18 protein-coding genes and 1 riboswitch are annotated in these 23,495 nt (G+C 48.5%); of the genes, 15 read left to right on the forward strand and 3 right to left on the reverse strand.

All coding sequences use genetic code 11. From position 1 onward, the window contains the following. The first annotated feature begins 240 nt into the window (after nucleotides 1-240). From HPY90_RS05945 to HPY90_RS05975, 7 genes are all read left to right on the forward strand, one after another. Nucleotides 241-711 carry a PaaI family thioesterase gene (locus HPY90_RS05945; RefSeq protein WP_287192325.1) on the forward strand — a complete coding sequence of 157 codons (471 nt, stop codon included), beginning with the start codon at nucleotides 241-243 and terminating at the stop codon, nucleotides 709-711. Next, on the forward strand, nucleotides 708-1,709 hold the full coding sequence (locus tag HPY90_RS05950) for a galactose-1-phosphate uridylyltransferase (RefSeq protein WP_287192329.1): 1,002 nt from the start codon (nucleotides 708-710) through the stop codon (nucleotides 1,707-1,709). Before HPY90_RS05945 ends, HPY90_RS05950 begins: the two co-directional genes overlap by 4 nt. A 168-nt stretch (nucleotides 1,710-1,877) precedes the next feature. Beyond that, a complete protein-coding gene (locus HPY90_RS05955; protein ID WP_287192332.1) occupies nucleotides 1,878-3,362 on the forward strand; it encodes a methyl-accepting chemotaxis protein in 1,485 nt (494 codons plus the stop codon). Between the two features lie 170 nt (nucleotides 3,363-3,532). Beyond that, a riboswitch (Fluoride riboswitch) is annotated at nucleotides 3,533-3,608 on the forward strand. An 84-nt stretch (nucleotides 3,609-3,692) separates the two neighbouring features. Beyond that, a complete protein-coding gene (locus HPY90_RS05960; protein ID WP_287192335.1) occupies nucleotides 3,693-5,414 on the forward strand; it encodes a dynamin family protein in 1,722 nt (573 codons plus the stop codon). A 483-nt stretch (nucleotides 5,415-5,897) separates the two neighbouring features. Next, the gene (locus HPY90_RS05965; RefSeq protein ID WP_287192339.1) at nucleotides 5,898-7,592 is read left to right on the forward strand and encodes a class I adenylate-forming enzyme family protein; all 1,695 of its coding nucleotides are present in this window, start codon (nucleotides 5,898-5,900) and stop codon (nucleotides 7,590-7,592) included. A gap of 68 nt (nucleotides 7,593-7,660) precedes the next feature. After that, on the forward strand, nucleotides 7,661-8,260 hold the full coding sequence (locus HPY90_RS05970; protein ID WP_287192342.1) for an acetate uptake transporter family protein: 600 nt from the start codon (nucleotides 7,661-7,663) through the stop codon (nucleotides 8,258-8,260). 224 nt (nucleotides 8,261-8,484) lie between these two features. Beyond that, nucleotides 8,485-10,890 (forward strand): sodium-translocating pyrophosphatase, encoded by a 2,406-nt coding sequence (locus tag HPY90_RS05975; protein WP_041433315.1) that lies wholly within the window; start codon nucleotides 8,485-8,487, stop codon nucleotides 10,888-10,890. Nucleotides 10,891-11,023: 133 nt separating this feature from the next. On the opposite strand, the gene HPY90_RS05980 is transcribed toward HPY90_RS05975, so the two are convergent. Then, a complete protein-coding gene (locus HPY90_RS05980; RefSeq protein WP_013174664.1) occupies nucleotides 11,024-11,320 on the reverse strand; it encodes a transposase in 297 nt (98 codons plus the stop codon). Nucleotides 11,321-11,568: 248 nt separating this feature from the next. Further along, nucleotides 11,569-12,747 (reverse strand): thiolase family protein, encoded by a 1,179-nt coding sequence (locus tag HPY90_RS05985; RefSeq protein ID WP_287192347.1) that lies wholly within the window; start codon nucleotides 12,745-12,747, stop codon nucleotides 11,569-11,571. 777 nt (nucleotides 12,748-13,524) lie between these two features. Between HPY90_RS05985 and HPY90_RS05990 the strand changes: the two genes are divergently transcribed. From HPY90_RS05990 to HPY90_RS06025, 8 genes are all read left to right on the forward strand, one after another. Further along, on the forward strand, nucleotides 13,525-15,345 hold the full coding sequence (locus HPY90_RS05990; RefSeq protein ID WP_287192350.1) for an acyl-CoA dehydrogenase family protein: 1,821 nt from the start codon (nucleotides 13,525-13,527) through the stop codon (nucleotides 15,343-15,345). A gap of 72 nt (nucleotides 15,346-15,417) precedes the next feature. Continuing rightward, nucleotides 15,418-16,260 carry a 3-hydroxyacyl-CoA dehydrogenase family protein gene (locus HPY90_RS05995; RefSeq protein ID WP_287192407.1) on the forward strand — a complete coding sequence of 281 codons (843 nt, stop codon included), beginning with the start codon at nucleotides 15,418-15,420 and terminating at the stop codon, nucleotides 16,258-16,260. A 178-nt stretch (nucleotides 16,261-16,438) separates the two neighbouring features. Further along, nucleotides 16,439-17,416, forward strand: a complete 978-nt coding sequence (locus tag HPY90_RS06000) for an MBL fold metallo-hydrolase (RefSeq protein WP_287192353.1) — start codon at nucleotides 16,439-16,441, stop codon at nucleotides 17,414-17,416. A 140-nt stretch (nucleotides 17,417-17,556) separates the two neighbouring features. After that, entirely contained in the window at nucleotides 17,557-18,306 is a 750-nt protein-coding gene (locus HPY90_RS06005) for an SDR family NAD(P)-dependent oxidoreductase (RefSeq protein ID WP_287192356.1), read from the forward strand. Nucleotides 18,307-18,338: 32 nt separating this feature from the next. Further along, nucleotides 18,339-19,118: an enoyl-CoA hydratase/isomerase family protein gene (locus HPY90_RS06010; protein WP_287192359.1), complete on the forward strand. Its 780-nt coding sequence runs from the start codon at nucleotides 18,339-18,341 to the stop codon at nucleotides 19,116-19,118. 127 nt (nucleotides 19,119-19,245) lie between these two features. Beyond that, on the forward strand, nucleotides 19,246-20,025 hold the full coding sequence (locus HPY90_RS06015) for an enoyl-CoA hydratase/isomerase family protein (protein ID WP_287192362.1): 780 nt from the start codon (nucleotides 19,246-19,248) through the stop codon (nucleotides 20,023-20,025). Between the two features lie 53 nt (nucleotides 20,026-20,078). Further along, complete coding sequence (locus HPY90_RS06020; RefSeq protein ID WP_287192365.1) at nucleotides 20,079-20,612, forward strand: gamma carbonic anhydrase family protein; 534 nt, start codon at nucleotides 20,079-20,081, stop codon at nucleotides 20,610-20,612. Between the two features lie 84 nt (nucleotides 20,613-20,696). Continuing rightward, nucleotides 20,697-21,587 (forward strand): DUF2889 domain-containing protein, encoded by an 891-nt coding sequence (locus tag HPY90_RS06025; protein ID WP_287192368.1) that lies wholly within the window; start codon nucleotides 20,697-20,699, stop codon nucleotides 21,585-21,587. A gap of 32 nt (nucleotides 21,588-21,619) precedes the next feature. Here the strand turns inward: HPY90_RS06025 and HPY90_RS06030 are convergent, their stop codons facing one another. Next, nucleotides 21,620-23,347, reverse strand: a complete 1,728-nt coding sequence (locus HPY90_RS06030; protein WP_287192371.1) for a sigma-54 interaction domain-containing protein — start codon at nucleotides 23,345-23,347, stop codon at nucleotides 21,620-21,622. Between the last annotated feature and the right edge of the window lie 148 nt (nucleotides 23,348-23,495).

The raw sequence follows: 23,495 nt of genomic DNA on the forward strand, positions 1-23,495 counted from the left end.
AGATATAGAAACAGCATCAAGCACAAGGGGCTGGCGAATATTTTAATGGACGACGAGGGAGATGGCCTGATAATTAGGTGAATGTGGAAACGGTTTCGCTATAGAAAGGGCGTTGTGCGCATACAGTATAAGATCTGGATTTGAGGAAGAAAGATAGAAAATATGCAAACACCGGGAGGCAGCGATGGTCTACACCTAATGGAGGCATAACCTTCGATGGTAAAGGAGGTGTCCCTGTAGATGTCAGATATACAGGCTGAAAACCGGGGTTTAGACGATGTGTTGTTTGACTCTATAGTAAGCAGATTTCGTCATATCTGTGGTTTTAATACTTTTGGCTTTACTTTGATGTATTTGGCTTCGGGGAAAGCTGGTATGCAAATGGTCGTAGGGCCAGAATTCTCAAATATGCACCGAAGAGCACATGGAGGCCTAATCGGCGCCGCACTCGATACTGTGGTAGGAGTGGCTGCCTGGACACTTGACTGCGATGTGGTTACTTTGGAAATGAATCTTAATTATTTCACTCCCATAGGGTTAGGTGATGCTGTAACTTGCGAAGGATGGGTAATCCATAAAGGGAACACTATCGTGGTCGGCGAGGGAGATATGCGTGATCAGAAGGGTAGATTGATTGCGAAGAGTCGTATGACGTTTTATAGAGTGGGTGAATTGGCAGGTGAAGAGAACCAGGAGGGGAACAACATATGAACGAGCTGAGAAGGGATTATGTAAGAAACCGTTGGGTATCCATATCATCGGCTCTAGGCTGGAAACCCAAGGATTTCCCAGTCATGAAAATCAGCGCTAGCTCGCCCCAGTCTGGATTCTGCCCGTTCTGCGAAGGGAATGAAGAAGTAACTCCGCCTGAAATCGCAGCTTTCAGACAAGAGCAATCAGAGCCAAACGGTCCCGGGTGGTTGGTTCGCGCCATTCCTAACAAATTTACAGCTTTTTCTATGGAGGGCAGTCTGGAAGAAAGAAAAGACGGGGTATTCCACAGGTATAACGGACTGGGCCAACATGAAGTTGTTATCGAAACCCCGCGACACGATATTGATTTTCATGACCTAGAGACGAAAAACATGGAAATGACTATCGCTATGTTTAGGCTGCGTTACAACGATCTGGCAAAGGATCAACGCATCAAATACGTACAAATCTACAAGAATCGTGGCATGTTTGCGGGAGCTTCTCTCGGACACTGTCACAGCCAGATAATAGGGCTCCCCTTTGCGCCGCAAGAAAACATTGGTTTGACTCAATACTACAAGGAACATAGAGAATGTTTGATATGTACTATGTTGAAGCAAGAACTGGACGCCGAAGAGCGGATTGTCTACCAGGATGAGCATTTTGTAGTTCTGTGTCCTTACGCTTCGCGGTTTGCCTACGAAACGTGGATTGTTCCTAAACGTCATACGGAGCATTTCGGGCAGGTTAACGAGGAGGAAGAAAAGGGATTGGCTGTACTCTGCAAGAGGGTCAGCTTGGCGATAGTAAAAGGCTTAGATAATGTTTCTTACAACTTCGTCATTAACACGGCTCCTGTCAACTCCCCGTACGAACCTGGGTATCATTGGTACATGGAATTTACTCCGCGGCTGTTGGTGGCCCACGGCTTTGAAATAGCTACGGGAATTTACATGAATCTCGTTCCCCCTGAAACGGCAGCCCCGGTTCTAAGAGAGGCTTTAAAGGAATGCTAGACAAACAAGGTGCAGGTCATGGTCAACAGTGACGAGCTTTAGATGCTATCCCGAACGAAGCTCAAGACTGTGAGTGAGCCCCCCCTTTTGTGCCCGGTTATGGTACGCAAGGGGGGCCTTAATTGGGAATCGAAGGATTAGTGAAGATTTACGCATGGGAGGTGGCATATGAGGATGAGAGGCGTAGGCATCGTTGGGGCTGGGGAGAATGCGAGCTCGGTGCTCAGAGTCTTTAACGGGCTAAGACAGTTTGCTTTAGTAGGCGTTTATGACATCGATGAAGAAGCCCCGGCTGTTCAAGTCGCTCAAGAGCTGGGAGTCCCAGTTTACAGAGATCTAGAAACATTTTTGAAACAACCGGACCTTAATATCTTAATCGAGACAACAGGCAGCGAAACACTCCTACAAACAGTATATGAAAAAAAGAGCAAAGCCTGCTTAGTGATAGACTCAGAGCTTGCCAGCATCCTAACCGCCACAATTGAGGAGGCCGGGAGTAAGATTACGGGGAAGGCATGGAGGGAGAAGGAAGCATTCCAGGCGCTAGCACCGTTTTTCGCCCAAACTTACGAGGACGGTGCTATTTACTTCACCACTGACCTTGCGCGGTATGATTTCGTTGCCGCCAAAGACCTTGATATTTCCGGGATAAGGCCCGGTGATAGGGTGTCCGGAATCGAATACGTGGAACAGTGCATAAAGGAAAAGAGAGAAGTAAAGGGCTCGATTGATGCCAAGGTTTATGGGAAGCCTCTCAAAATATGGGTGAACCCCGTGTACGATGATGCCTCCGATGAAATTGCCGGATCCTACGGGGTCATGATACCCAACGTCCATCCCGTGATACGGGCCTTTGATGTATTTGCGCCTATTGTTATCGAATCCAATGTAGAAGGGGCGCAGGTAATGGTGACTGATCTAGAAAGGGTTACACACAGCATGTCGAGCAAAAAATTCGGCATCGACGAGATGTCGGTCGGGACTCCTATTAGAGAAGGGGATGCCGGGTGGAAAGTCGTAAAAACTGCTTCAACTGTCGTACAAGATGTGGAAACGAAGAAGTATGGGACTATACGTATGATTGGGATACCTCTATTTGACAGGGAGAGCCGAGAGGTGATAGGCGGGTTTGGTGTTGCCACGCCGCGGATGCTGGCGAAGAATCTGAAAGAAACGGCTACGGCCTTGAGGGGCAATTTGCAAGAGATTGCGAGTGTAATGGAAGAGATAGCGGCTCTGGCTAGCGAGATAAACGTTAATCAGAGCAACCTCGCTGACATAATCAAAGACGTGCAGGCGATTTCCACGGACATAAACGAAATACTCAACTTTATTCGCAACGTGGCTGATCAGACCAAGATGCTGGGGTTAAACGCGGCTATCGAAGCTGCTCGAGCCGGCGAATACGGTCGGGGGTTCGGAGTGGTGGCCGAGGAGATCCGGAAGCTGTCTGATCAGTCAAAGGAGACGGCAGAGGAAATCAGGAAGCTAACGCGTAAAATAGAGGAAAGAGCTGCAAAGGCCGGAGAAGCTTCGACTAACAGCGTTAACCAAAGCCAGGAACAGGCGGCGGCTACTCAGGAGGTGAGCGCCTCCGTAATGGAGATGGCTGATATGGCAGAGAAACTGGCAGGGTTGGCAGAGTCGCTGTAGAGTGAGACTTTTGTCAGTTTCTTTTTACCGGTCACGGCATCATCTGCGTACCCTGATTAGGACTTGATTTATCCGGACAGCCACACGGCCCCGACTTATCCGGTTTTTGTATCTGGCAGAAAATCGGTTCGAAGTCGAAGGTGTCAAGAGTCTCTTGAGTCTAGATGTTAATTAATAGGGGTGATGGTGCCCACCTGAGCCGCAAGAGGCTCAAACGGCTAAGCAGCTAATGGCTCCTGTTAGGTTTGACAGGGGCTTTCTTTATTAGGGGACGAGCCTTTTTGATGAAGTAGGAAGTTGCCAGAAGACATTTGGAGGTGAAAAACCGAGATGCAGACGGAAAAGAAACTTCTGGAAGAGACTCGAAAAATACTGGATGAGGTGGAGTCTGCCTGTAACGACTTCGGCTTGAGTTCTCTTAAGAAAACCGTGAAAAGTATACAAAACTTTACTGAACAGAACCAATACCTGGATGTTGCGGTTTTGGGCTCCTTCAAGGCGGGTAAAAGCTCGTTTTTAAACAGCCTTATCCAACGTCCCCTCCTGCCCGTGGGCAATATCCCGGTCACGTCGGTGATAACCAGGATAAGATACGGGCGCCAAGAAAAGGCTACCGTTTCTTTCCTGGACGGAACCAGCCGAGAGATTCCAATCGATGAGATTCAGGACTTCGTTTCCGAATCGGGAAACCCGGGCAACGAGAGGGATGTCTTCTCGGTCGACATCGAGGTACCAACCCTGGAGGACTTCAAGGCCATAAGGCTGGTCGACACCCCCGGGATCGGCAGCGTATGGCAGCACAACACCGAAACCACCACCGGGTGGTTCCCGGAAACGGGAGGGGTCTTGTTCCTGATCAGCGCCGAAAGGGCGATATCGGAAAGCGAACTGAACTTCTTGAAAGAGACCTATTTGTATACCCCGGAAATCGCCGTGGTGATCACTAAGGTAGACCTTTTCGGCGAAGACCAGCTGAAGGACATCGAAGCGTTCACCGCCGAGGTGCTGAAACGGAACTTCAAAGGCGGTTTCCCCATCTACCGGCACTCGGCCTACCAGAACGCTGACCGCTACAACCGGGAGTTGAAAGAGAAGGTGCTTTTCCCCCTGGCTCAGAACCGTATCCGCGTCTTCTTCAAGATACTCTCGCATAAAATGTCTACGCTGGTCGAAGCCTGCATCTCTTATCTTGAGATAGGCTACGAGGCGTCGACCAAAATGGAGGCAGAAAAGCAGAAGATAAAAGAAATCATTCTAGACCAGCATCTCAACTCGCACTTCGTCCGCCGGGAGCTTACCTTAATCATCGCCAGCTACAAGGAAAAGACCAGGGAAAGCTTGAGGACCTACTTTGAGGCCTTCCGGAGCGGAATAGAACTCAAGATAATCGATGAATACAACACTGCCTTCGAAACCTTTAAAGGGAACCTTTATGAGGTAACTAGGCAGTTTGAAAAATGGCTGGCTCAAGCCCTGCACACCGAACTCAGCGAGATCCTGGCCCAGGAAGAAAAGTCGTTCGAGCTGCTGAATGCCGTCAAGAAACACCTCTCGTTCTACCTCAAGTCTTTCCGGGAGAGGCTAAGCGAGAACCTGGAACGGGTTTTGGGGGTCAAAATGCGGGCCGAAGAATGGGAGATGACGCTGGGCGAAATGAAAAAGCCCAACATCTCCATCAGCAGGTCTTTCGACTTCCACCTGGACCTGCTCTGGTTCTTCTTCCCCATGTTCATCTTCAAAAACGTTTTCCGCCGGTATTTCTTGAAACAGATACCGTATGAGGTTGAAAAGAACATCCACCGCCTCACTTCGAACCTAACCGAAAGGATCAACAAGGAGATGGATAACCTTTTGAAGCAGGCACTTGCCTACATCAACGAAGAGCTGCGGATGGTCGAAAGCCTGCTGTCAGAGGGCAGAGGCGACAGTAGCTATATCAGGGAAAGGATAAACCGTCTTAAGGCAACCAATTATCGCCTTTGTGAGCTGTACGCGCACTTGACACTAGCTAGTGGTGAGGGGGCCAGGGAGCCTAGTGCCCGTTCAAAATAATTATCGTGACCATCTTTACCTTGATGGAGTTCTTATGTTAGGATTCAATCTGCCGACGGGATTTTGATATAGAAAACTACGAAACCGCTGCCAGCTCGCATACTCAGGCAGCGGTTCATTTTTGCAATGATGGGTTACACGAGTGAAACTTCCTAGCCTGATTATGAAGCGAAAACAGGCCGGATATCAATAATGCCCCGCTCGGTGAAGTGATATCAGAAGCTAGAGCTTGAGCCGGGGAAGCATTGGCATCGTTCTTGCATAAGCATCGAAATGAAACGACGCAATTAGACATTTTGGGACTGAGGAATCTAAAAGGAGCTCCTTTAAACCAGGCTGTGTGAGGAGGCTGAGAGCGGATCATAATAACTAGAAACAAAGAGCACGGTGAAGCAAAGGAGATACAGGAAGTCTGTGAATCCCCACTTAGTGAATGATCGTTGACAGGGCCATCGCCAAAAAGTTTCTTGAGGAGGGAATAATGTGAGCGAATTTCAGGGAGAAATTATTGCTAACGGTATTCTTCAGAGAAAGTCCGCATTATATCGCGAAAGACGTTTAACCGAATCATTTTGGTCGGGAGAAACTCATCATGTGCTGTATCATACTACCATTCCGTTCTGGCTAAGAAAGAATGCATTTGAAGTTCCGGATCGCCTGGCACTGATCGAGGGCATTCCTGATGCGAGCAAACGCAGGACCTGGACATATGCTGAACTCCTAAGGGACGCCGAGCGCATAGCCCATGCGTTGCTCAACAAGTATAAGCCCGGAGACCGAATTGCCATCATGGCGCCCAATATTGTGGAATGGGCCTTAATGCAATACGGTATTGCCATGGCGGGAATGGTCAGGGTTACACTTAACCCAGCTTATAATGTTCGGGAAATCGAGCACATTCTGAAGACGGCTGGAGTATCGGCAATCTTCACTATGGAAGAATATCGCGGAAACCGAATGATGGACACCATTGAATCTATACGGGGATCATTACCTTCTTTACAAGATGTTTATGATCTGCAGAGATTGGATGAATTCGTGAACACCGGGAAACCGGTAGAATTGCCTGAGGTCAAACCGGAAAATATTGATGTAATCATGTTCACGTCAGGCACAACCGGGGCTCCTAGAGGAGCCATACTCAATCATTTCGGCATGACGAACAGCATCAGGTTCATGGCTCAGCGCGCGGGTTTGGAAAACGGAGCTGTGTGGGTTAACGTCATGCCAATGTCCCACATGGGAGGTAACGGCTTCGCGGCTCTGGGGACTCTGCAGCAGCAAGCCACACACGTGCTGGTTGTAGAATTCGACGTGCCTCTATTCCTGTCTCTGATGGAAGAGTATAAGGGAACGTTTTCACTGCTCGTTCCGACGATGATGGAAGCTATATTGGCCTACCCCGACCTGGGCAAATACGATCTTTCTTCTTGGAAGTATATACTTTCCGGGGCCTCCAAAGTCGAGGCAGACCTGGTGCGACGCCTTAAAAGTATCTTAAACTGCGATATTTCCATCGTCTGTGGCCAGACCGAGGCACATGGCGGTTATACCCAAACCTTCCGTGATGATTCACCGGAAGACCAGGCTGAAACCATCGGACAACCATATCCTATGATAGACTTCAAAATTGCAGACAGGGAGACCGGAGCGGTTCTTCCTATTGGCGAAGAAGGTGAAATCTGTATTCGCGGCTACCAGGTAATGCAGGGTTACTATAATGACCCGGATGGCACGGCAATCACTATTGACGAGGAAGGATGGCTACACAGCGGAGATTTGGGCGTTATGGACGAACGTGGCTTCGTCAGATTTACTGGCCGGTTAAAGGACATGCTCATTCGTGGCGGGGTAAATATCTATCCGGCGGAAATCGAGAACCTGCTGAAAGAGCACCCGAAAGTGGATAAGGTGGCTGTAATAGGTGTACCCGATGAGTATTGGGGCGAGCAAGTTGCGGCGATAATCATTCCAAAATCCTTCGACGACCTGCCAACATTAGAGGAGCTGGACAAGTTTTGCCTGGACAATATAGCCCGTTTCAAAAGGCCGCGTTATTACGCATTCGTAAAAGAGTTTCCTATGACGGCAACCGGTAAGCTTCGCAAGTTCAAGCTTAAAGAAGACGTAGCGAGCGGTGCGATACAGCTTGAATCACTCGCGAACGCCCAAGAATAACAAATGAAGAATTTTTCATCTAGCTTGACATCATGCGATTTTCATACGTGAGAGAGGAGGAGTAAAAAATGTCACGACAAGGATGGGCATCTCCAGGACCGGCTGCGATGGCGGCTCTAGGCGTAGCAGCGATTGGGTTTGGGTTTTCTTTCTTGGGCAAAGTTCCATTAGAAGGTATTCCTCTATTAGCAGGCTGGTTAGTAGCAGCGTTCATCGTACAACTCTTGACAGCAATAGTTGAATTGAAAGAAGGGCACATGACCGGAGGCAATGTGATGTTGTTTTTCTCAGCTTTCTTCATGCTGGCAACAGGTATAGGAATGTACGTCAAGTATCTGATGATTGGGAAAGGTGTAATTCCTTATACTGCTGTGGAAGGATACCTGTGGATGTCAGGAGCATTGTTCTTAACCTTGCTTACCCCGGCCTATGCGAGAGGAAGCAGCGCCCTCATGTTTATCATGGTATGCGTGGTTGACGTTGTGCTGTGGATGATAGTCGGGATGGATACGAAATGGTTCGGCAATCCGGAGATTCTGAAACCGCTTGCCGGGTATCTGTTGATTCTGGTAGGGTTGTGCGGCAATTATCTCGGAGCAGCGGCTATAGTAAACGGGGCTTTCGGCAAGGTGCTTTTACCAGTACCAGGCCCGGTGGTAAAAGGATAGATATTTACGTGATGCCGCTTCTATTATAGTAAGTAACGGTTCTTCCCGGTTGTGAGAGTCTATCCAGGGATACCAGTTATCCCTGGGTGACTCTCGATTTTTGACCAGGTGTACTTAGTGTGGTGCAACCTGCCACGCACAAAATAAGAATTTGCTTGTTTCGCGGATATCAATTTTAACTGAAAGGTGGAATCATCGTGTTAAATGACAAACTAGCGACGCTAATGCGTAGCGGCCTACTCAGCCTTATGTTCGTATTGTTTTCGCCGGCAGTAGCGTTTGCAAGTGAAGCCAATTTGAAGATACCGCACTTGAGCCAATCGCAAAACCATCTTCTGCTGGGCGGGATTCTGGTGTGCGTTTTAGGGATGCTTTTTGGCTTGTACCAGTTTATGAAGGTCAAGCAGTATAAGGCCCATCAGTCTATGCTGGATGTGGCTAACACCATCTATGAGACCTGTAAGACCTACCTCATTCAGCAGGGTAAATTCTTGGTTATACTTTTTGCCTTTATAGGCTTCTGTATAGCCTTCTACTTTGGCTTCCTGCAGAATACACCAATTAGTGGGGTATTGCTTATACTGGGTTGGACTATAATAGGCATTCTTGGTTCCTACAGCGTGGCCTGGTATGGCATTCGTATGAACACACTGGCTAACAGCAGGACAGCTTTTGCCGCACTGGAGAGAAAGCCGCTTAAGGTCTTGAACATTGCTCTCGACGCAGGAATGAGTATCGGGGTGCTTCTGGTCTGCGTCGAGCTGATTATGATGTTGATTATCCTGCTGTTCGTCCCTCGGGAATTGGCAGGGGCCAGCTTTATCGGCTTTGCAGTGGGTGAGTCCCTAGGGGCCAGTGCCCTGAGAATTGCTGGCGGGATTTTCACCAAGATTGCCGACATCGGTTCTGACTTGATGAAGATCGTGTTTGGGATTAAAGAAGACGACCCCCGTAATCCAGGGGTAATTGCCGACTGTACCGGGGATAATGCAGGTGACAGTGTAGGACCTACCGCGGATGGATTCGAGACTTATGGGGTCACAGGCGTAGCGCTGGTCACATTCATCGTCCTGGCGGTGGCACCCGCACTACAGACTACCCTTCTTACCTGGATATTTGTAATGCGTGTTTTAATGGTTATTACCTCAGTGGCTTCGTTCTACCTTAACAGAGCTATGAGCCAGGCGAAATACGCCAACAAAGATGAGATCGACTTTGAACAACCGCTGACCAGTCTGGTATGGATTACCTCAATCTTGTCTATCGTTGGTACGTTTGCTGCCAGCTATTACATTTTGGGACCGGGGTCAGGAGCGGCTCCTGAGCTACAGCGACTGTGGGCGGTGTTGGCCGTTATCATCAGCTGTGGTACCCTGGGGGCAGCTCTCATACCTGAATTTACCAAAATTTTTACCAGTCCCAAGTCAAAGCACGTAGCAGAGGTCGTAAAAGCCTCCAGGGAAGGAGGCCCGTCATTGAATATCCTTTCGGGCCTGGTTGCTGGCAATTTCAGCGCGTTTTGGATCGGCATGGTGTTCTTAGTGCTTATGTACATTGCCTACTATGCAAGCGGGCAGGGGTTAAACGAGATTATGATCTATCCCTCCATATTCGCTTTTGGTCTGGTGGCCTTTGGAATGCTGGGCATGGGTCCGGTCACCATTGCGGTTGATAGTTATGGCCCCGTTACCGATAACGCGCAGTCTATCTACGAGCTTTCTCTGATTGAAGCTATTCCCGACGTGGAGAAAGAAATTGAAAGAGATTTCGGTTTCGCTCCGGATTTCGACAAGGCAAAATACTACCTCGAAGCTAACGATGGCGCGGGCAATACCTTTAAGGCAACCGCCAAGCCAGTGCTAATAGGTACGGCTGTGGTCGGTGCCACGACCATGATATTCTCGTTAATTTTGGTTATTCAGAGCGTACTAGGCGTAAAGCCGGAAAGTATTCTTACCATACTGAATCCTTACTGTATCTTAGGGTTCATATGCGGAGGAGCTGTGATCTACTGGTTTACTGGTGCGTCAACGCAGGCAGTCACTACTGGCGCTTACAGGGCGGTCGCATACATTAAGAGAAACATCAGTCTTGATGAAAACGCTAGCCAAAAAGCGGCCACAGAAAAGTCTAAAGAAGTGGTAAGAATATGTACCCAGTATGCTCAATCCGGGATGTTCAACATCTTTATAGCCATATTCTCCTTTGCCCTGGCATTTGCATGTCTGTCGGCGCCGAAGAACTATGAAGCACCGGTAGCGCTGTTCGTGTCCTACTTGATTTCAATCGCAGTATTCGGTTTATTCCAGGCAGTTTTCATGGCTAATGCCGGTGGGTGTTGGGACAACGCGAAAAAGGTTGTAGAAGTCGACCTGCAGGAAAAGGGAACTGAGTTGCATGACGCTACCGTAGTCGGCGATACCGTAGGCGACCCTTTCAAGGATACTTCGGCAGTAGCACTGAACCCGATTATCAAGTTTACGACTTTATTCGGTTTATTGGCCATGGAAATAGCCATATCCGAATCCTTTAGAGGGGTAGCTCCCGTAGCTGGCGGTGTGTTCTTGATCATAGCTCTAATTTTCGTATGGCGTTCATTCTATGGGATGAGGATACCCACAGAAGGTTAAGGTTCGATTTCTTATAACCGCCAAATAAAAACGAGAAAGCCCGCAGGTATACTGCGGGCTTTCTCCATTTGGGGGGGGAGGGACACCAAAGGGATAAAGGGATGTGTTATAAGAAAATAAAGGTATTTTCTATCTAAATGTTCTCCCTCAAAAAGCGCAAGGCCGTTTTCAAGGAGATATTTTCCAATTCCAGTCCTTCGACTTTTGCTTCTAACTGGCGCACTCGCTTGCGATAGTTTTCAACGGTTACACTTCCATAACGAAAGTAATCTCTGGCTCCTTTCACCAGCTGAGCTTTCCACTCGCGGAGTTCCGGTTCTGACAATCCATACTGACGACAGTACTCAGACACCGGTTTTCCGGACTTAATAAAATCGATCACTATTTTTACCTTATCTTCGGCAGTGTAATTGTATCCGCTGGTTTTCATGGTTTGATTCCTCACTCGGGGTTCTTATCCAGGTCATACTGTACAAATTCAGACCAATTACCTCTTATACATGGGCTGTAAGCAAAAATCATGCCAACATCCTCTCGGATCTTCCATTGACCTAGTCTTTGGTACTTACACTACTGGTGCCCAAATGGTTGGGGATACAATGCCCCCGTTAGAGGGCTCCCCAACCTGGCTTCTTCAGGCTGACTGTGTATCAACCTTTCAGTCTATAGAGGTATTACCTAGAGAACTTCGATAATGGTTGCCATGGCAGGGCCTCCACCCGCGCAGAGGGCTGCACACCCGTATCTCAGGTTCCGGCGTTTCATCTCGTTTATAAGGGTAATTACTAAACGAAGTCCGGTACACCCTACGGGATGCCCTAGGGAGATCCCAGACCCGTTTACGTTGAGTTTTTCCGTATCGAGCTTCAATTCACGATTGCACGCAAGGAACTGAGCTGCAAACGCCTCATTGATCTCCCAAAGCTGAACATTATCTAAGCTCATTCCTGCAAATTTAAGGGCCCGTTTGACCGCCGGAACCACACCGATACCCATAATGCGCGGTTCAACAGCCGCCGAAGCGGTGGCCACTATGCGGGCGAGCGGTTTGATTCCTAATGCCACTGCCTTGTCGTGAGCCATAACCACGGCTGCACACGCCGCATCATTAATTGACGACGCGTTTCCGGCAGTGACGGTTCCGTCCTTCTTAAAAGCAGGCTTGAGTTTAGCCAAGCTCTCTAGCGTGGTGTCCGGATTAGGATGTTCGTCGGTGTCAAACAGGAAAGTCTCTTTCTTAGTCTTTACTTCGATAGGCACTATTTCGTCTTTAAACTTGCCCTCCTTGATAGCCTGGCAGGCACGCTGGTGGCTTATGAAGGCCCACTCGTCCTGTTCTTCTCGGCTGATATTGTACATTTCTGCCAGGTTCTCAGCGGTAATTCCTTGATGACCGTTTCCGAACGCGTCTATCAACGCATCGTAGAGCATGCCGTCAACAAGCTCTCCATTTCCCATGCGGTAACCAGTGCGAGCTTTGAGCAAGAGATAAGGGACATTACTCATGCTTTCTATGCCTACGGCAGCACCCGCGTCGATCTTGCCTAGCATGATTTCCTGGCTAATAATTTCGAGGGCCCGCATGGCCGAAGGGCATTGCTGATTGACAGTAACCGAAACCGTTTCCACCGGGCAGCCAGCGCCGATGGTGATTTGCCTTGCTGGATTTCCCTTACAACCGGCCTGGTATACATGCCCGGCGGCGACTTCTTCTATGGTATCCGGGCTGATGCCAGCACTATTAATGGCAGCTTTGAGCGCAATTGTTCCTAGATCAACTGCAGAAAAATCTTTAAGCGCTCCTAAAAAATTGCCGATTGCGGTCCTTTTCCCACTTACTATTACGACATCGCGCATTTCGAAACTACTCCTTTCGTCTCTAAAAATGATCGGTTTAATCTGATACGCTTAACTTCCGATTCCACCCCCAGTTCTACTTAGCTTGTTCTCAAGGTATGCAATGCAAATAACATGCCAAGAGCCGCAACGCGCCCATCAAACATTTGTGGGCTATGCGTGCTGACGGATTTATAAAGAAGTGGTGAACTGTTTCACGATTGAAACTGCTCCCAAAACAGTGAAACCATGCAATTTCACGAATGAACCTAAAATAACAAACAAGCAAACTCAGCGCGGAGATGACTTACCGTGCTAGGGGCGCGGCATGCTGTAGAATTCTATGACCATTCGCACGGCTTAGCCTACCTCCTGCTTACAAGAGCTGTGTTGATTCCTGGCTATCCAGACCTTTTGCTTGTTACACCTTTGGCACAGAAATTGCACGACACTGTGATAACGGGGTCTGAAAGGTCTATTAAATTGAACTCCGGACCTGAACGGATATTTCCCCACGGCGCCATGTTTCCGCACATCTGTTGAGAACAAATAAATCGATCGCCTAGGGAAAGCGAAGGTGTCGGGGCTCAAGCAAAACCCGGTAAGGGTCAGTAACTAATCGCCGGTAGACTTGTAGGACAGGGCAGATAAGAGAGGAGGGATGCTATATTGGCCTTTGTTCAAGTGGGGGGTCGTTGCAGAGCAGATTTGATAACTGCACCTCCATGAGAACACTTAGCCAACCTAATGAGGAAAGGGATTGAGACCAACAAGTGGAAAGGCAGGTTGTTTGGAGACATGTCGTATAATTACGCGTACAAGACAAGAGAGCACAAATTCATATTGAAAGAATGGCTCCCGCTTAGCCAGATATTCGGTTATGACAGGTTTAAAGACTACTACACTGTGGATGACGTAGACCCGATATTGGACCAGATATACAAGATTGCGAAAGAAGTAGTCGCTCCAGCTGCTAACGATGGAGTCAACAATCCTGTCTATTTAAAAGACGGAGAGGTGTTTGTCTCCGAGTCTTTCAAGGGGCTATTCAAGTACGTTCAGGAAAACGGCTGGGGCACAAGCAACCTCGATCAACACGGAGAGGGTGCACTCCCGCTAACGCTTCTGAACGTTGTAAACGAGCTACTGATAGCCGCTAACCCTTCGTTGATGAGCTACGTTGTTTTAACAACCGGAGCAGCGGGACTTATCGAATCCTTCGGCGATGAACGCTTGAAGAACATGTTTCTCCCTAAAATGTTCGACGGGTCATGGTCAGGCACCATGTGTTTAACTGAGCCTAGTGCCGGTTCTGATGTGGGCGATATACTTTCAAAGGCTTATCCCACAGATAATCCGCGTATTTACAAGATTAGGGGCAACAAAATATTCATCACCGGTGGTGACGGAAATCACGTAGAAAACGTTGTCCATCTTTTTTTGGCCCGCATCGATGGGGCTGCGTCCGGCACTAAGGGTTTGTCCCTATTCGTAGTTCCTAAATACTGGGTCAACGAGGATGGTAGTCTGGAGCCGAATGACGTCAAGGCTGTCGGAGTTGAGCACAAAATGGGTCTAGAGGGGTCTTCTACAGTAGCACTTGCGTTTGGCGAGAATGACGGCTGCCGTGGCTGGCTGTTAGGGTCGTATAACGCGGAGACGGGTGAGGGACAGGGTATAGCTCAAATGTTTCAAATGATGAACGAAGAGCGGCTTACTACCGGAATTTTTGCCCTAGCCTTGGCGGCAAACGCGTATTGGAACGCGGCGGAATACTGCAAAGAACGTATTCAAGGACGCAACCAACAAGGAGAAAGAACTGCCATCATCAATCACGAAGACGTAAGGCGGATGCTACTTTTGAACAAGGCTACGTCTGAAGCATGCCGCGCTATTATTATGAAAACCTCCTACTACATGGATGTAGCTAAACATGATATGGACAACGGTCGCAGAAAGGCTGCAGCGGCAATGGTTGACTGCCTTATTCCTTTGGCCAAGGCGTACCCGTCAGACGAAGCTTGGACTCTTATTGCCGAGTCTATTCAAGCATACGGGGGATACGGATATTGCGAAGAGTACCCAGTGGCGCAGGCAGCTCGCGATTGTAAAGTCCTTTCTATTTGGGAAGGAACTAACTTTATTCAGGGAATGGATCTCGTAGGGCGGAAGTGGAACCTCGGAAAAGGTTCTGTTTTCAATGCATTTCTAAAGAGTATAGAAGATTTCATCGAGGCCAACAAAACCGAGGAGACATTGAAAAAGGAGCTAGCTAATCTGGCAAGGGCATTGGATTCCTACAAAGACCTCATGAACGTGATGAGAGGCTATCTCAGCACAGGAAAGCCTGGTATGATGCCCACGTTTGCCCGGCGGATTCTAACTGCGACAGCCCAGCTCTATGGCGGGATGTGTCTCTTGGAGCAGGCCTTAATAGCGCAGCGAAGGATAGGAGAAATAGGGACCGATCACTACGATTACCAGTTCTACAACGCCAAGATTCTGTCAGCGAGGTACTACTTAAGGAATGTGGTTCCGAATGTATGGAGCCTGACGGAGATATTACGCGATGGCGATACTTCTGTTCTGGATTCGAGTCCTGAGAGTTTTGACTATTAACATCAGATAGTACTAAGTTGGTATTGGTAAAGGAAATAATTAGCTAAGATAAAGGAGGAAGAAGTAATGGCAATCGAAACAGCTGCGGTAATCGGAGCTGGAACCATGGGGGCTGGAATAGCCCAAGTGGCTCTAACGGGCGGCTACAATGTTATTTTGACCGATGTATCGAAGGACTACGTGGACAAGGGAACAGAACTCATTGCAAAGAACTTGAAACGGATGGAAGAAAAAGGACAGATTAAGGAATCAGCTGCCACGGTGATGGCAAGGCTGAAACCGTCCTTGGGCCTTGAAGACTTGGCACAGGCTGACATCGTCTTTGAAGCGATAATTGAAAACATGGACATCAAGAAGCAGCTTTTCCGTGATCTGGACGGAATTTGTCAGTCAAATACTATCTTCTGCACCAATACTTCTGGGCTCAGCATCACCGAAATGGCATCGGCGACCCGTCGGCCATCCCAGGTTATCGGGACTCACTTTTTTAACCCGGTTCCAGTGATGCGCCTGGTGGAACTTATCAAGGGGTTTGAAACCTCGGATGAAACGTATAACATCGCGAAAGAGGTCTGCGAGAAATTTGGTAAAACGTGTATCACCGTTCAGGAAGCACCGTTATTTGCGGTTAACCGAATCCTGGTGCCGATGATCGCCGAGGCTATCAGAGTGCTTGAGGAAGGAATCGCGACCGCGGAGGATATCGATCAAGGCATGAAGCTGGGTGCCAATCATCCCATCGGCCCGCTGGCATTGGCTGATATGATAGGGCTGGACGTGTTACTGATGGTTATGAACACCCTTTACAATGAAACCCAGGATTCAAAATATCGGGTACCTGGACTGTTGAAAAAACTGGTACGCGCTGGCCATTATGGCAGAAAGACCGGACGCGGATTCTTCCAGTATAAGTAGATCCTATTGAGACATTATCGATAGAGACAGCTGGGGAGGGAGACATCTCTCCTCAGCTTTTAAGAATTTTTTTGGGCAGGTAGCTGAAAAATCATCCATGAGGGTCAAGTAGCCAGGTGGCTAGGCAGTATTGCTGCGCTGTGGCGGCGCGAACCGTCTAAAGGATCAGGAGGTCAAAATGATTGAAGAACTCCAAAAGGGACTATATAGGGTAGAAATCCCGCTTCCGGGTAACCCTCTAAAGTCTGTGAATGGGTATTTTATTCGCGGTACGGATAGAAACCTTTTAATCGACACCGGGTTTAACCATAACGCTTGTCAGGTAGCAGTGCAACGCGCGATGGAGGAGCTTGGCTTTTCTATGGACGATACTGACATATTTGTCACGCATGTGCACGCTGACCATAGTGGTTTAACAGGGTTTCTAGTAAGGCCCGAAACCGTGGTCTACACGGGGGAATACACTGCTTGGCTGTACCAAACCAGGGACTTTACCACTTACTTCGACAATATAACGCAACAGAGTGGATTACTGGAATGGGTGACGGATGACACTTTGGATAACCTAGGCTATACCTACATGAGCCAGCCATTTAACAACGTGTGTGTAGTTCACGACGGCACTCACATCAAGGTAGGGGAGTATGACTTGCGTTGTGTAGTGACGTCTGGGCATGCTCCTGACCATGTTTGCCTGTACGAGGAGGGAAAGGGATTACTCTTCAGCGGGAACCATATTCTCGGTACTATTACTCCCAACAACACGATATGGGAAGCGCCTTGGACAACGCAGAGAGACTACCTTGGCGAGTACCTTGAAAGCCTGGAGAAGGTTGATACCCTGGACGTCAAACTGGTTTTCCCAGGACACGGCGCAGCGTTAACCGATTGTCATAAAAGGATTCAAGAATTGATGCTCCATCATCGGGTTCGCTTGAAGGAAATATTGGGAATACTTGCAGATCGTTTCATGACTGCAACGGAGGTAGCCAGCAAGATGACGTGGGATATGGAATACGAGACATGGGAAGAAGTTCCTATCACGCAAAAGGTATTTGCAGTCGGTGAAGCCTTGTCTCATCTGACCCACTTGGTCTTCAGGGGCGTCATAAGCAGGTGCCTGCAAGATGGAGTTATATATTACGGCAAGCTATAGTGAGCGAATCGACATACAAAGCAGTGATTTCCGTAAATTCGGCCAAAGGATATAAGGGATACAGTCTTGTTCGAAACCGAAATACTCAGTTATTCGTAGGAATCCGGGTTAGAGTATGATTTTGAAAGGGTGGTATGACGATGACGGTGGAAGGCAGAGTAGCGTTGGTTACCGGAGGAGGAAGTGGCATCGGACAAGCAATTGCCATGAGTTTGGCCAAAAACGGCGCGAAAGTGGCGGTTGTGGATATTAGCAAAAAAAGCGCCGATAGCGTTGCTGATACAATTAGGCAGCTAGGAAGAGAGGCGATTTCCTTAGAATGTGATGTGGCATCAAAGGAGAATTGCCAGAACGTAGTTCAGGCTACGGTGGAAAAGTGGGGTAAATTAGATATTTTGGTTAATTGTGCTGGAATTCTATTTGACGCTCCGCTTAAGAAGTTATCTGAAGAGGATTGGGACAGGGTTCACCGGGTGAATCTCAAAGGGACCTTATTTTGCATTCAGGCAACCTTAGGCCCCATGTCTCAACAGAGATATGGAAGAATTGTCAACATCGGCTCGGCTGCTTATCTCGGAAATGCCTATCAGGCTGCTTACTCTACCGCAAAGGCTGGGGTGGCGAGCTTGACCAAGGTAGCTGCTTTGGAGTTGGCTAGAAACGGCATCACCGTAAATTGCGTCGCACCTGGCTTGGTGGAAACGCCTATGACCCAGGGCATGCCCAAGGAGGCAAAAGAAAAACTGGCAAAATCTATCCCTGGCGGCCGTTTGGGATTGCCCGAAGACATAGCTCACATCGTGCTGGCACTAGCGGCGGATGAAGCCGGCTACACTACTGGGCAGATAATTATCGTTGATGGCGGTTTAACCACCGCGTTGAGAGCTTAGCCTGTACAGGATTTGTCAGGGGGAATGAAGAAATGTACGAGACCTTAAAACTGGATGTCGATGGTGCGGTTGCACTGGTCACGTTAAATAATCCTTCACAGATGAACGCCTTGAGTCATCAGATGCTGGCAGAGTTAAGTAAGTTGTTGGACGAACTCGAGAACGATAACAGTATCGGAGTGACTGTGTTCTGGGGAGGAGAAAAACTATTTGGGGCGGGGGCCAATATCAAGGAGGTCAGCCAAATTGAAAAATCGTATGATGCATTTGTCTGGTCTCGTGGGATTCAGAAAGTATTCAATCGCATCGAAAATAGTTCTAAGGCTACCATGGCTGCAATAGGTGGGATTGCCCTGGGCGGGTGTCTGGAACTGGCTTTGGCATGCGATCTCAGGATCGCATCCAGGAGCGCGAAAGTCGGCCTGCCCGAGATTAACCTTGGCGTATTGCCCGGAGCAGGTGGGACTCAGAGGTTGCCGAGGTTAATCGGAGCATCAAAAGCCAAAGAAATGTTGTTGATAGGGGAGCCCGTCCCGGCCGAAGAGGCGTACCGGTTAGGGCTTGTAAACCGCGTGGTTGAGGATGGCAGCCTCTTAGAGGAATCGATGAAAATGGCGAAGCAGATTGCAGCAAAAGCGCCCTTGGCACGGGCTATGATAAAGAGCGCCGTAAACGTGGGCATGGGTTTAGATATAGAGAAGGGGCTCGAACACGAAGCCAAATGTTTCGCAATCTTGTTTAACACGGATGACCTCCGCGAAGGGACTAAAGCCTTCCTTGAAAAAAGGGCTGCAGACTTTCGCGGCAGGTAAGCCTGGATGAGCTGGACGATTCTTGGCTTTGTGTAATGTGTAAGAAGTAACGTCTGCGACTTATTGGCTTGCTACGCCCCTGTCTCTGCATCCTGATGTGGGTGATAATAAATAAGGAGGTTACATCATGGAACTCAAAACAATGTTGTACGAAAAAGAGTCCGGTATCGGAATTATCACTTTTAACCGTCCCAAGGTGCTGAATGCAATCAGCCCAGACACGTTGGATGAGCTTATATACTTGATGTCTCAAGTTGAGCTGGATGATGAAGTCAGATGTGTCATCATAACCGGCGGATCAAGAGCGTTCGCGGCTGGAGCTGACATAGCCTACATGGCAAAGGTTGACCCTGTAGAATGCGAAAGGGTTATGGCGAAGTTTCACCAAGCCTTCAACAGTGTGGCAGATTTAAGTAAACCCGTTATCGCGGCGATAGCAGGGTTAGCCCTTGGTGGGGGCTGTGAGCTGGCTTTAGCATGCGACATCCGCATAGCGGCTGAAGGAACAAAACTGGGATTTCCGGAGGTTAACTTGGGGATTTTTCCTGCAGCCGGAGGAACTCAGAGGCTTACGAGGCTGGTAGGGATAGGATGGGCTAAGGACATGATTATGACTGGAGATCCTATCGATGCGGAGACCGCCTTTAAAATAGGCTTAGTAACCAGGGTAGTGAAGCCGGAAGACCTGATGGACGAGGCCAAAAAATTGGCCATGAAGCTAGCCGCCAAGGCTCCGATTACTACCAGGGTGTCGAAACAATGTTTAAATAATTCTATCAGTACAGACCTTGCTTCGGGCCTCGCGTTCGAACAGAAAGCAGTCGCATTTCTTTTCAGCACCGAAGATGCCAAGGAAGGGCTAAATGCATTTATCGAAAAAAGGAAGGCGAACTTCAAAGGTCGTTAAAAGGGACGAGTGCTAATAGATGTGTAGTTTGTGGGATTAAGGAGGAGCGGATTTTGCTCTGTTCGTTTGATGGAAAACAGCCTGAAGTAGGGAAAGACAGCTATGTCAGCGAAACTGCCTTAGTAATTGGAGACGTGAAGATAGGAGATAACTGTTATATCGGTCATGGCGCGATTCTCCGCGGCGACTACGGTAGGATTGAAATAGGAACGGGAACGGCAGTCGAAGAAGGGGTTATTGTTCACGTCCCTCCTCAGCAGATGGGCAAAATCGGGAACAAAGTCACGCTTGGGCATGGGGCTATTATCCATGCCCAAGAAATCGGTGACTTTGCGGTTGTCGGCATGGGAGCAGTTGTTAGCATTGGCGCCAAAATAGGTGCCGGAGCCATAGTGGCAGAAGGAGCTGTCGTTAAGATGAACCAGGTAGTTCCCGAAAAAGTCGTAGTGGCTGGGAATCCAGCCAAAACAGTGCGCAGGATTGAGAAAAAAGACATAGACATGTGGTCCTGGGGAAAACAATTGTATATCGATTTGGCGGCGAAGTACCTCAGGATTGGCATGCACCGTTTGCTGCCTGACAAGTAATTATCCGCGCAGGCAGGCCTAAGGGCAGGATGGCAACCGACAAGCAGAGCTTTGCCGATTACAACCCGTAGGCCCAGTGCAAGCGTGGTAAATGACAGAGGCAGGGAACAGCAGGACACACAACAGTTATACAGTGGAGAAGCGAGGGATGACGAAGTGGCTGAGCATTTCAATCTGGTTCAAAATGTGATTGTTAACCGGCTTGATGATAAAACGTTGCTATCCCAGTGTTCGTACTTAAGCAGTTTTCAAGAGGCATCAGCCTGGATAACAGCGAATGCGGCCGATTTTGTGATAAGGGGTGCTGGCCTCGAGGTATACCGCTCGACGGATGAGCAGCCAGGCTATTACGGGTTTCCAGAATTAGCTGGTTTAGAGGCCTATCTCCACAGCGGATCGAACATCAAAAACATTATTGGGCGTGATCAGCAACTTGCTCGGGAATTGATATCGGAGTGTGTTAAAGGAATAATTCAAGCCGAGTTTTTCTTATACGAAGAGCGTGGTTATCCGACTCAACAGGATTACTTCGATCACTGGTGTGCGATTAATGATAAGACCTGTTATACTTTCAGCCATCAAGATGAGGTCGAGGGCGACTGGTCTCAACACGCGACGGGGGTAAAGCGCAAATGTAACCTATTTAATCGTAGCCACGTACTCAATTTCGAGAAAGGTGATAATGGAGGGATTGTCTCCGGGACATTTATAGACACGTATCACGAGATCAACATACTACTGCGGCTGGATGAAAGAAATGTAGTGTTGGACGCGAGGGCAGCACATGGCCGCATTCCCGACAAGGTTTGCGTTAGCGGGGCGGCTGGCTTACCGAAGTTAGTGGGACACAGCCTGGCAGAAATGAAGAAGAAAGAAATCATTTATCTCGTAGGGCACCGAGATGGGTGCATACATCTGTCAGAGCTGGTCTACGATGCGTGTCGACTGATAAGGGCCGCGGGTGCCAACGGGTAGCAAACGAACCCGCTGGCAATCCGTTCAGTTTTTTACAATAGCCCGTGTTTTTTCATCAGACGCCACAACGTGGCCTTCGATACTCCCAAAACCTCAGCGGCAGCCTTGCGGTTGCCGTGACATTGTTCTAATACGGCTACAAGTTCCTTTTTCTCTGCATTGTCTATTCTTGCCTGGAGGTACGTTGCATCTTTATCTATATCAGCGGGTTCATCCTTATACGATTGAAGAAACGATGGCAAATCCTTGACGTCTATGAGGGCACCTCCGCAAAAGTTCATGGCTGCTTCCAGAACGTTAATCAGTTCACGAACATTGCCCGGCCAGTTATGGCGCATCAACAAGTCCATGGCCTCTTCGGTGATGCCTATCACATTGCGGCGGAGTTTAGTATTCATAACGCTGATGATATAGTCTACCAAGTCCGGTAGGTCTTCTTTCCTCTCCCGTAGCGGTGGAATGTGGAGGGTAACGACGTTGAGCCGGTAATACAGGTCCGCGCGGAAAGAGCCTTCTTTAACTAATGTCGCTAGGTCTTTGTTAGTTGCTGATATGACTCTGACATCCACCGGGACGGGACGTTCTCCTCCGACCCGTTCAATTTGCCGGTCCTGAAGCACTCGCAAAAGCTTAGCCTGCATAGACAAGGGCATGTCTCCGATTTCGTCCAAGAAAATTGTTCCTTGGTTTGCAAGCTCAAATTTCCCCAGCTTCCCACCTTTGCGAGCTCCTGTAAAAGCACCTTCAACATAACCAAAAAGCTCGGATTCTAGCAAGCTCTCAGGGATAGCAGCGCAGTTGACCATGACCAAAGGATGAGATGAACGGTCACTGTGAAAATGAATCGCCTGGGCAAATAATTCTTTTCCCGTTCCACTCTCTCCCGTTATTAAAACCGAAGACGGCGACTTAGATATCTTCAGTACTTTTCTCTTCAGGTCTTGCATCATGAAGCTTTTTCCCACAATGTTATCTACGCTAAAGCGGGCTGCATGTCGACGCTGGAATTCTTCTCTATATGAGTGCAGTTGAATCATAATCGCGTCAATATCAGCGATAATCTCTCTGAGTTCCATGCTTGCCACCAAATTAAGGTATTCCCCGCCAAACTTGGTAATATCCTTAATGTCAATGCTAAAGTATCGACCCAATGCTCCGGCGAATTTCCCGTTGCGGTACACAGGTCGTATAGAACCTATAGCTCGCTTGTTGCCGACCCCTGTAACTACCCCTAACGGTTTGATCTCGCGCGTCTTCAACACCTGATCAAGGTTTTCATCCAGGGGAAAATCCTTGTGGTTGAGTCCCACTATCTGGTCCACACTGAGGTTGAAATACTTAGCCAAGGTATTATTCACATAACGAATCACACCGTGCTCGTCCACATACGCATACCCTTCGTAAGGACTATCAAGTAAACCCTGCAATATCTCATAATGATCAATATAGAAACTCAAGCGCGCCTTCAAGACATCGATGTTCTCCAAGAGTACGACAGTCGTCTGTTGATCAATATCCGGGTAGCTGGTAAGCAGGTACTCGACCCCGTCTATATGAACCTTGACCTGCGCATTCGCCCCAAGAATATCATCTGTCGGTAGGTCAGGCACAACATCACTTATATTCCTGCCGACGGGGAGACAAGGAACATCGACAGAGCTGTTGCTCCACTCTATGATTCCATTTCTATTTATGACAGCTGCAGGAGTCAGATTGTCTACACTCAATCCCTGAGGGAGACTTGGACGCTCGGTTTTCAAAGATAACGCCACCTTTCGTAGCCCAAGTATCAATAAAATTATAACACACTGGTTTCAATTTTGAGACTGCCGATTGATGTGGTGAAACTTGATCTCAGCCGCGAATGATCAAAAGCCGTGACGATTTACTGCTACGGTGTTTTGGTAT

The organism is Syntrophothermus sp. (genome assembly GCF_013314835.1).
GTDB classification, from domain to species: domain Bacteria; phylum Bacillota; class Syntrophomonadia; order Syntrophomonadales; family Syntrophothermaceae; genus Syntrophothermus; species Syntrophothermus lipocalidus.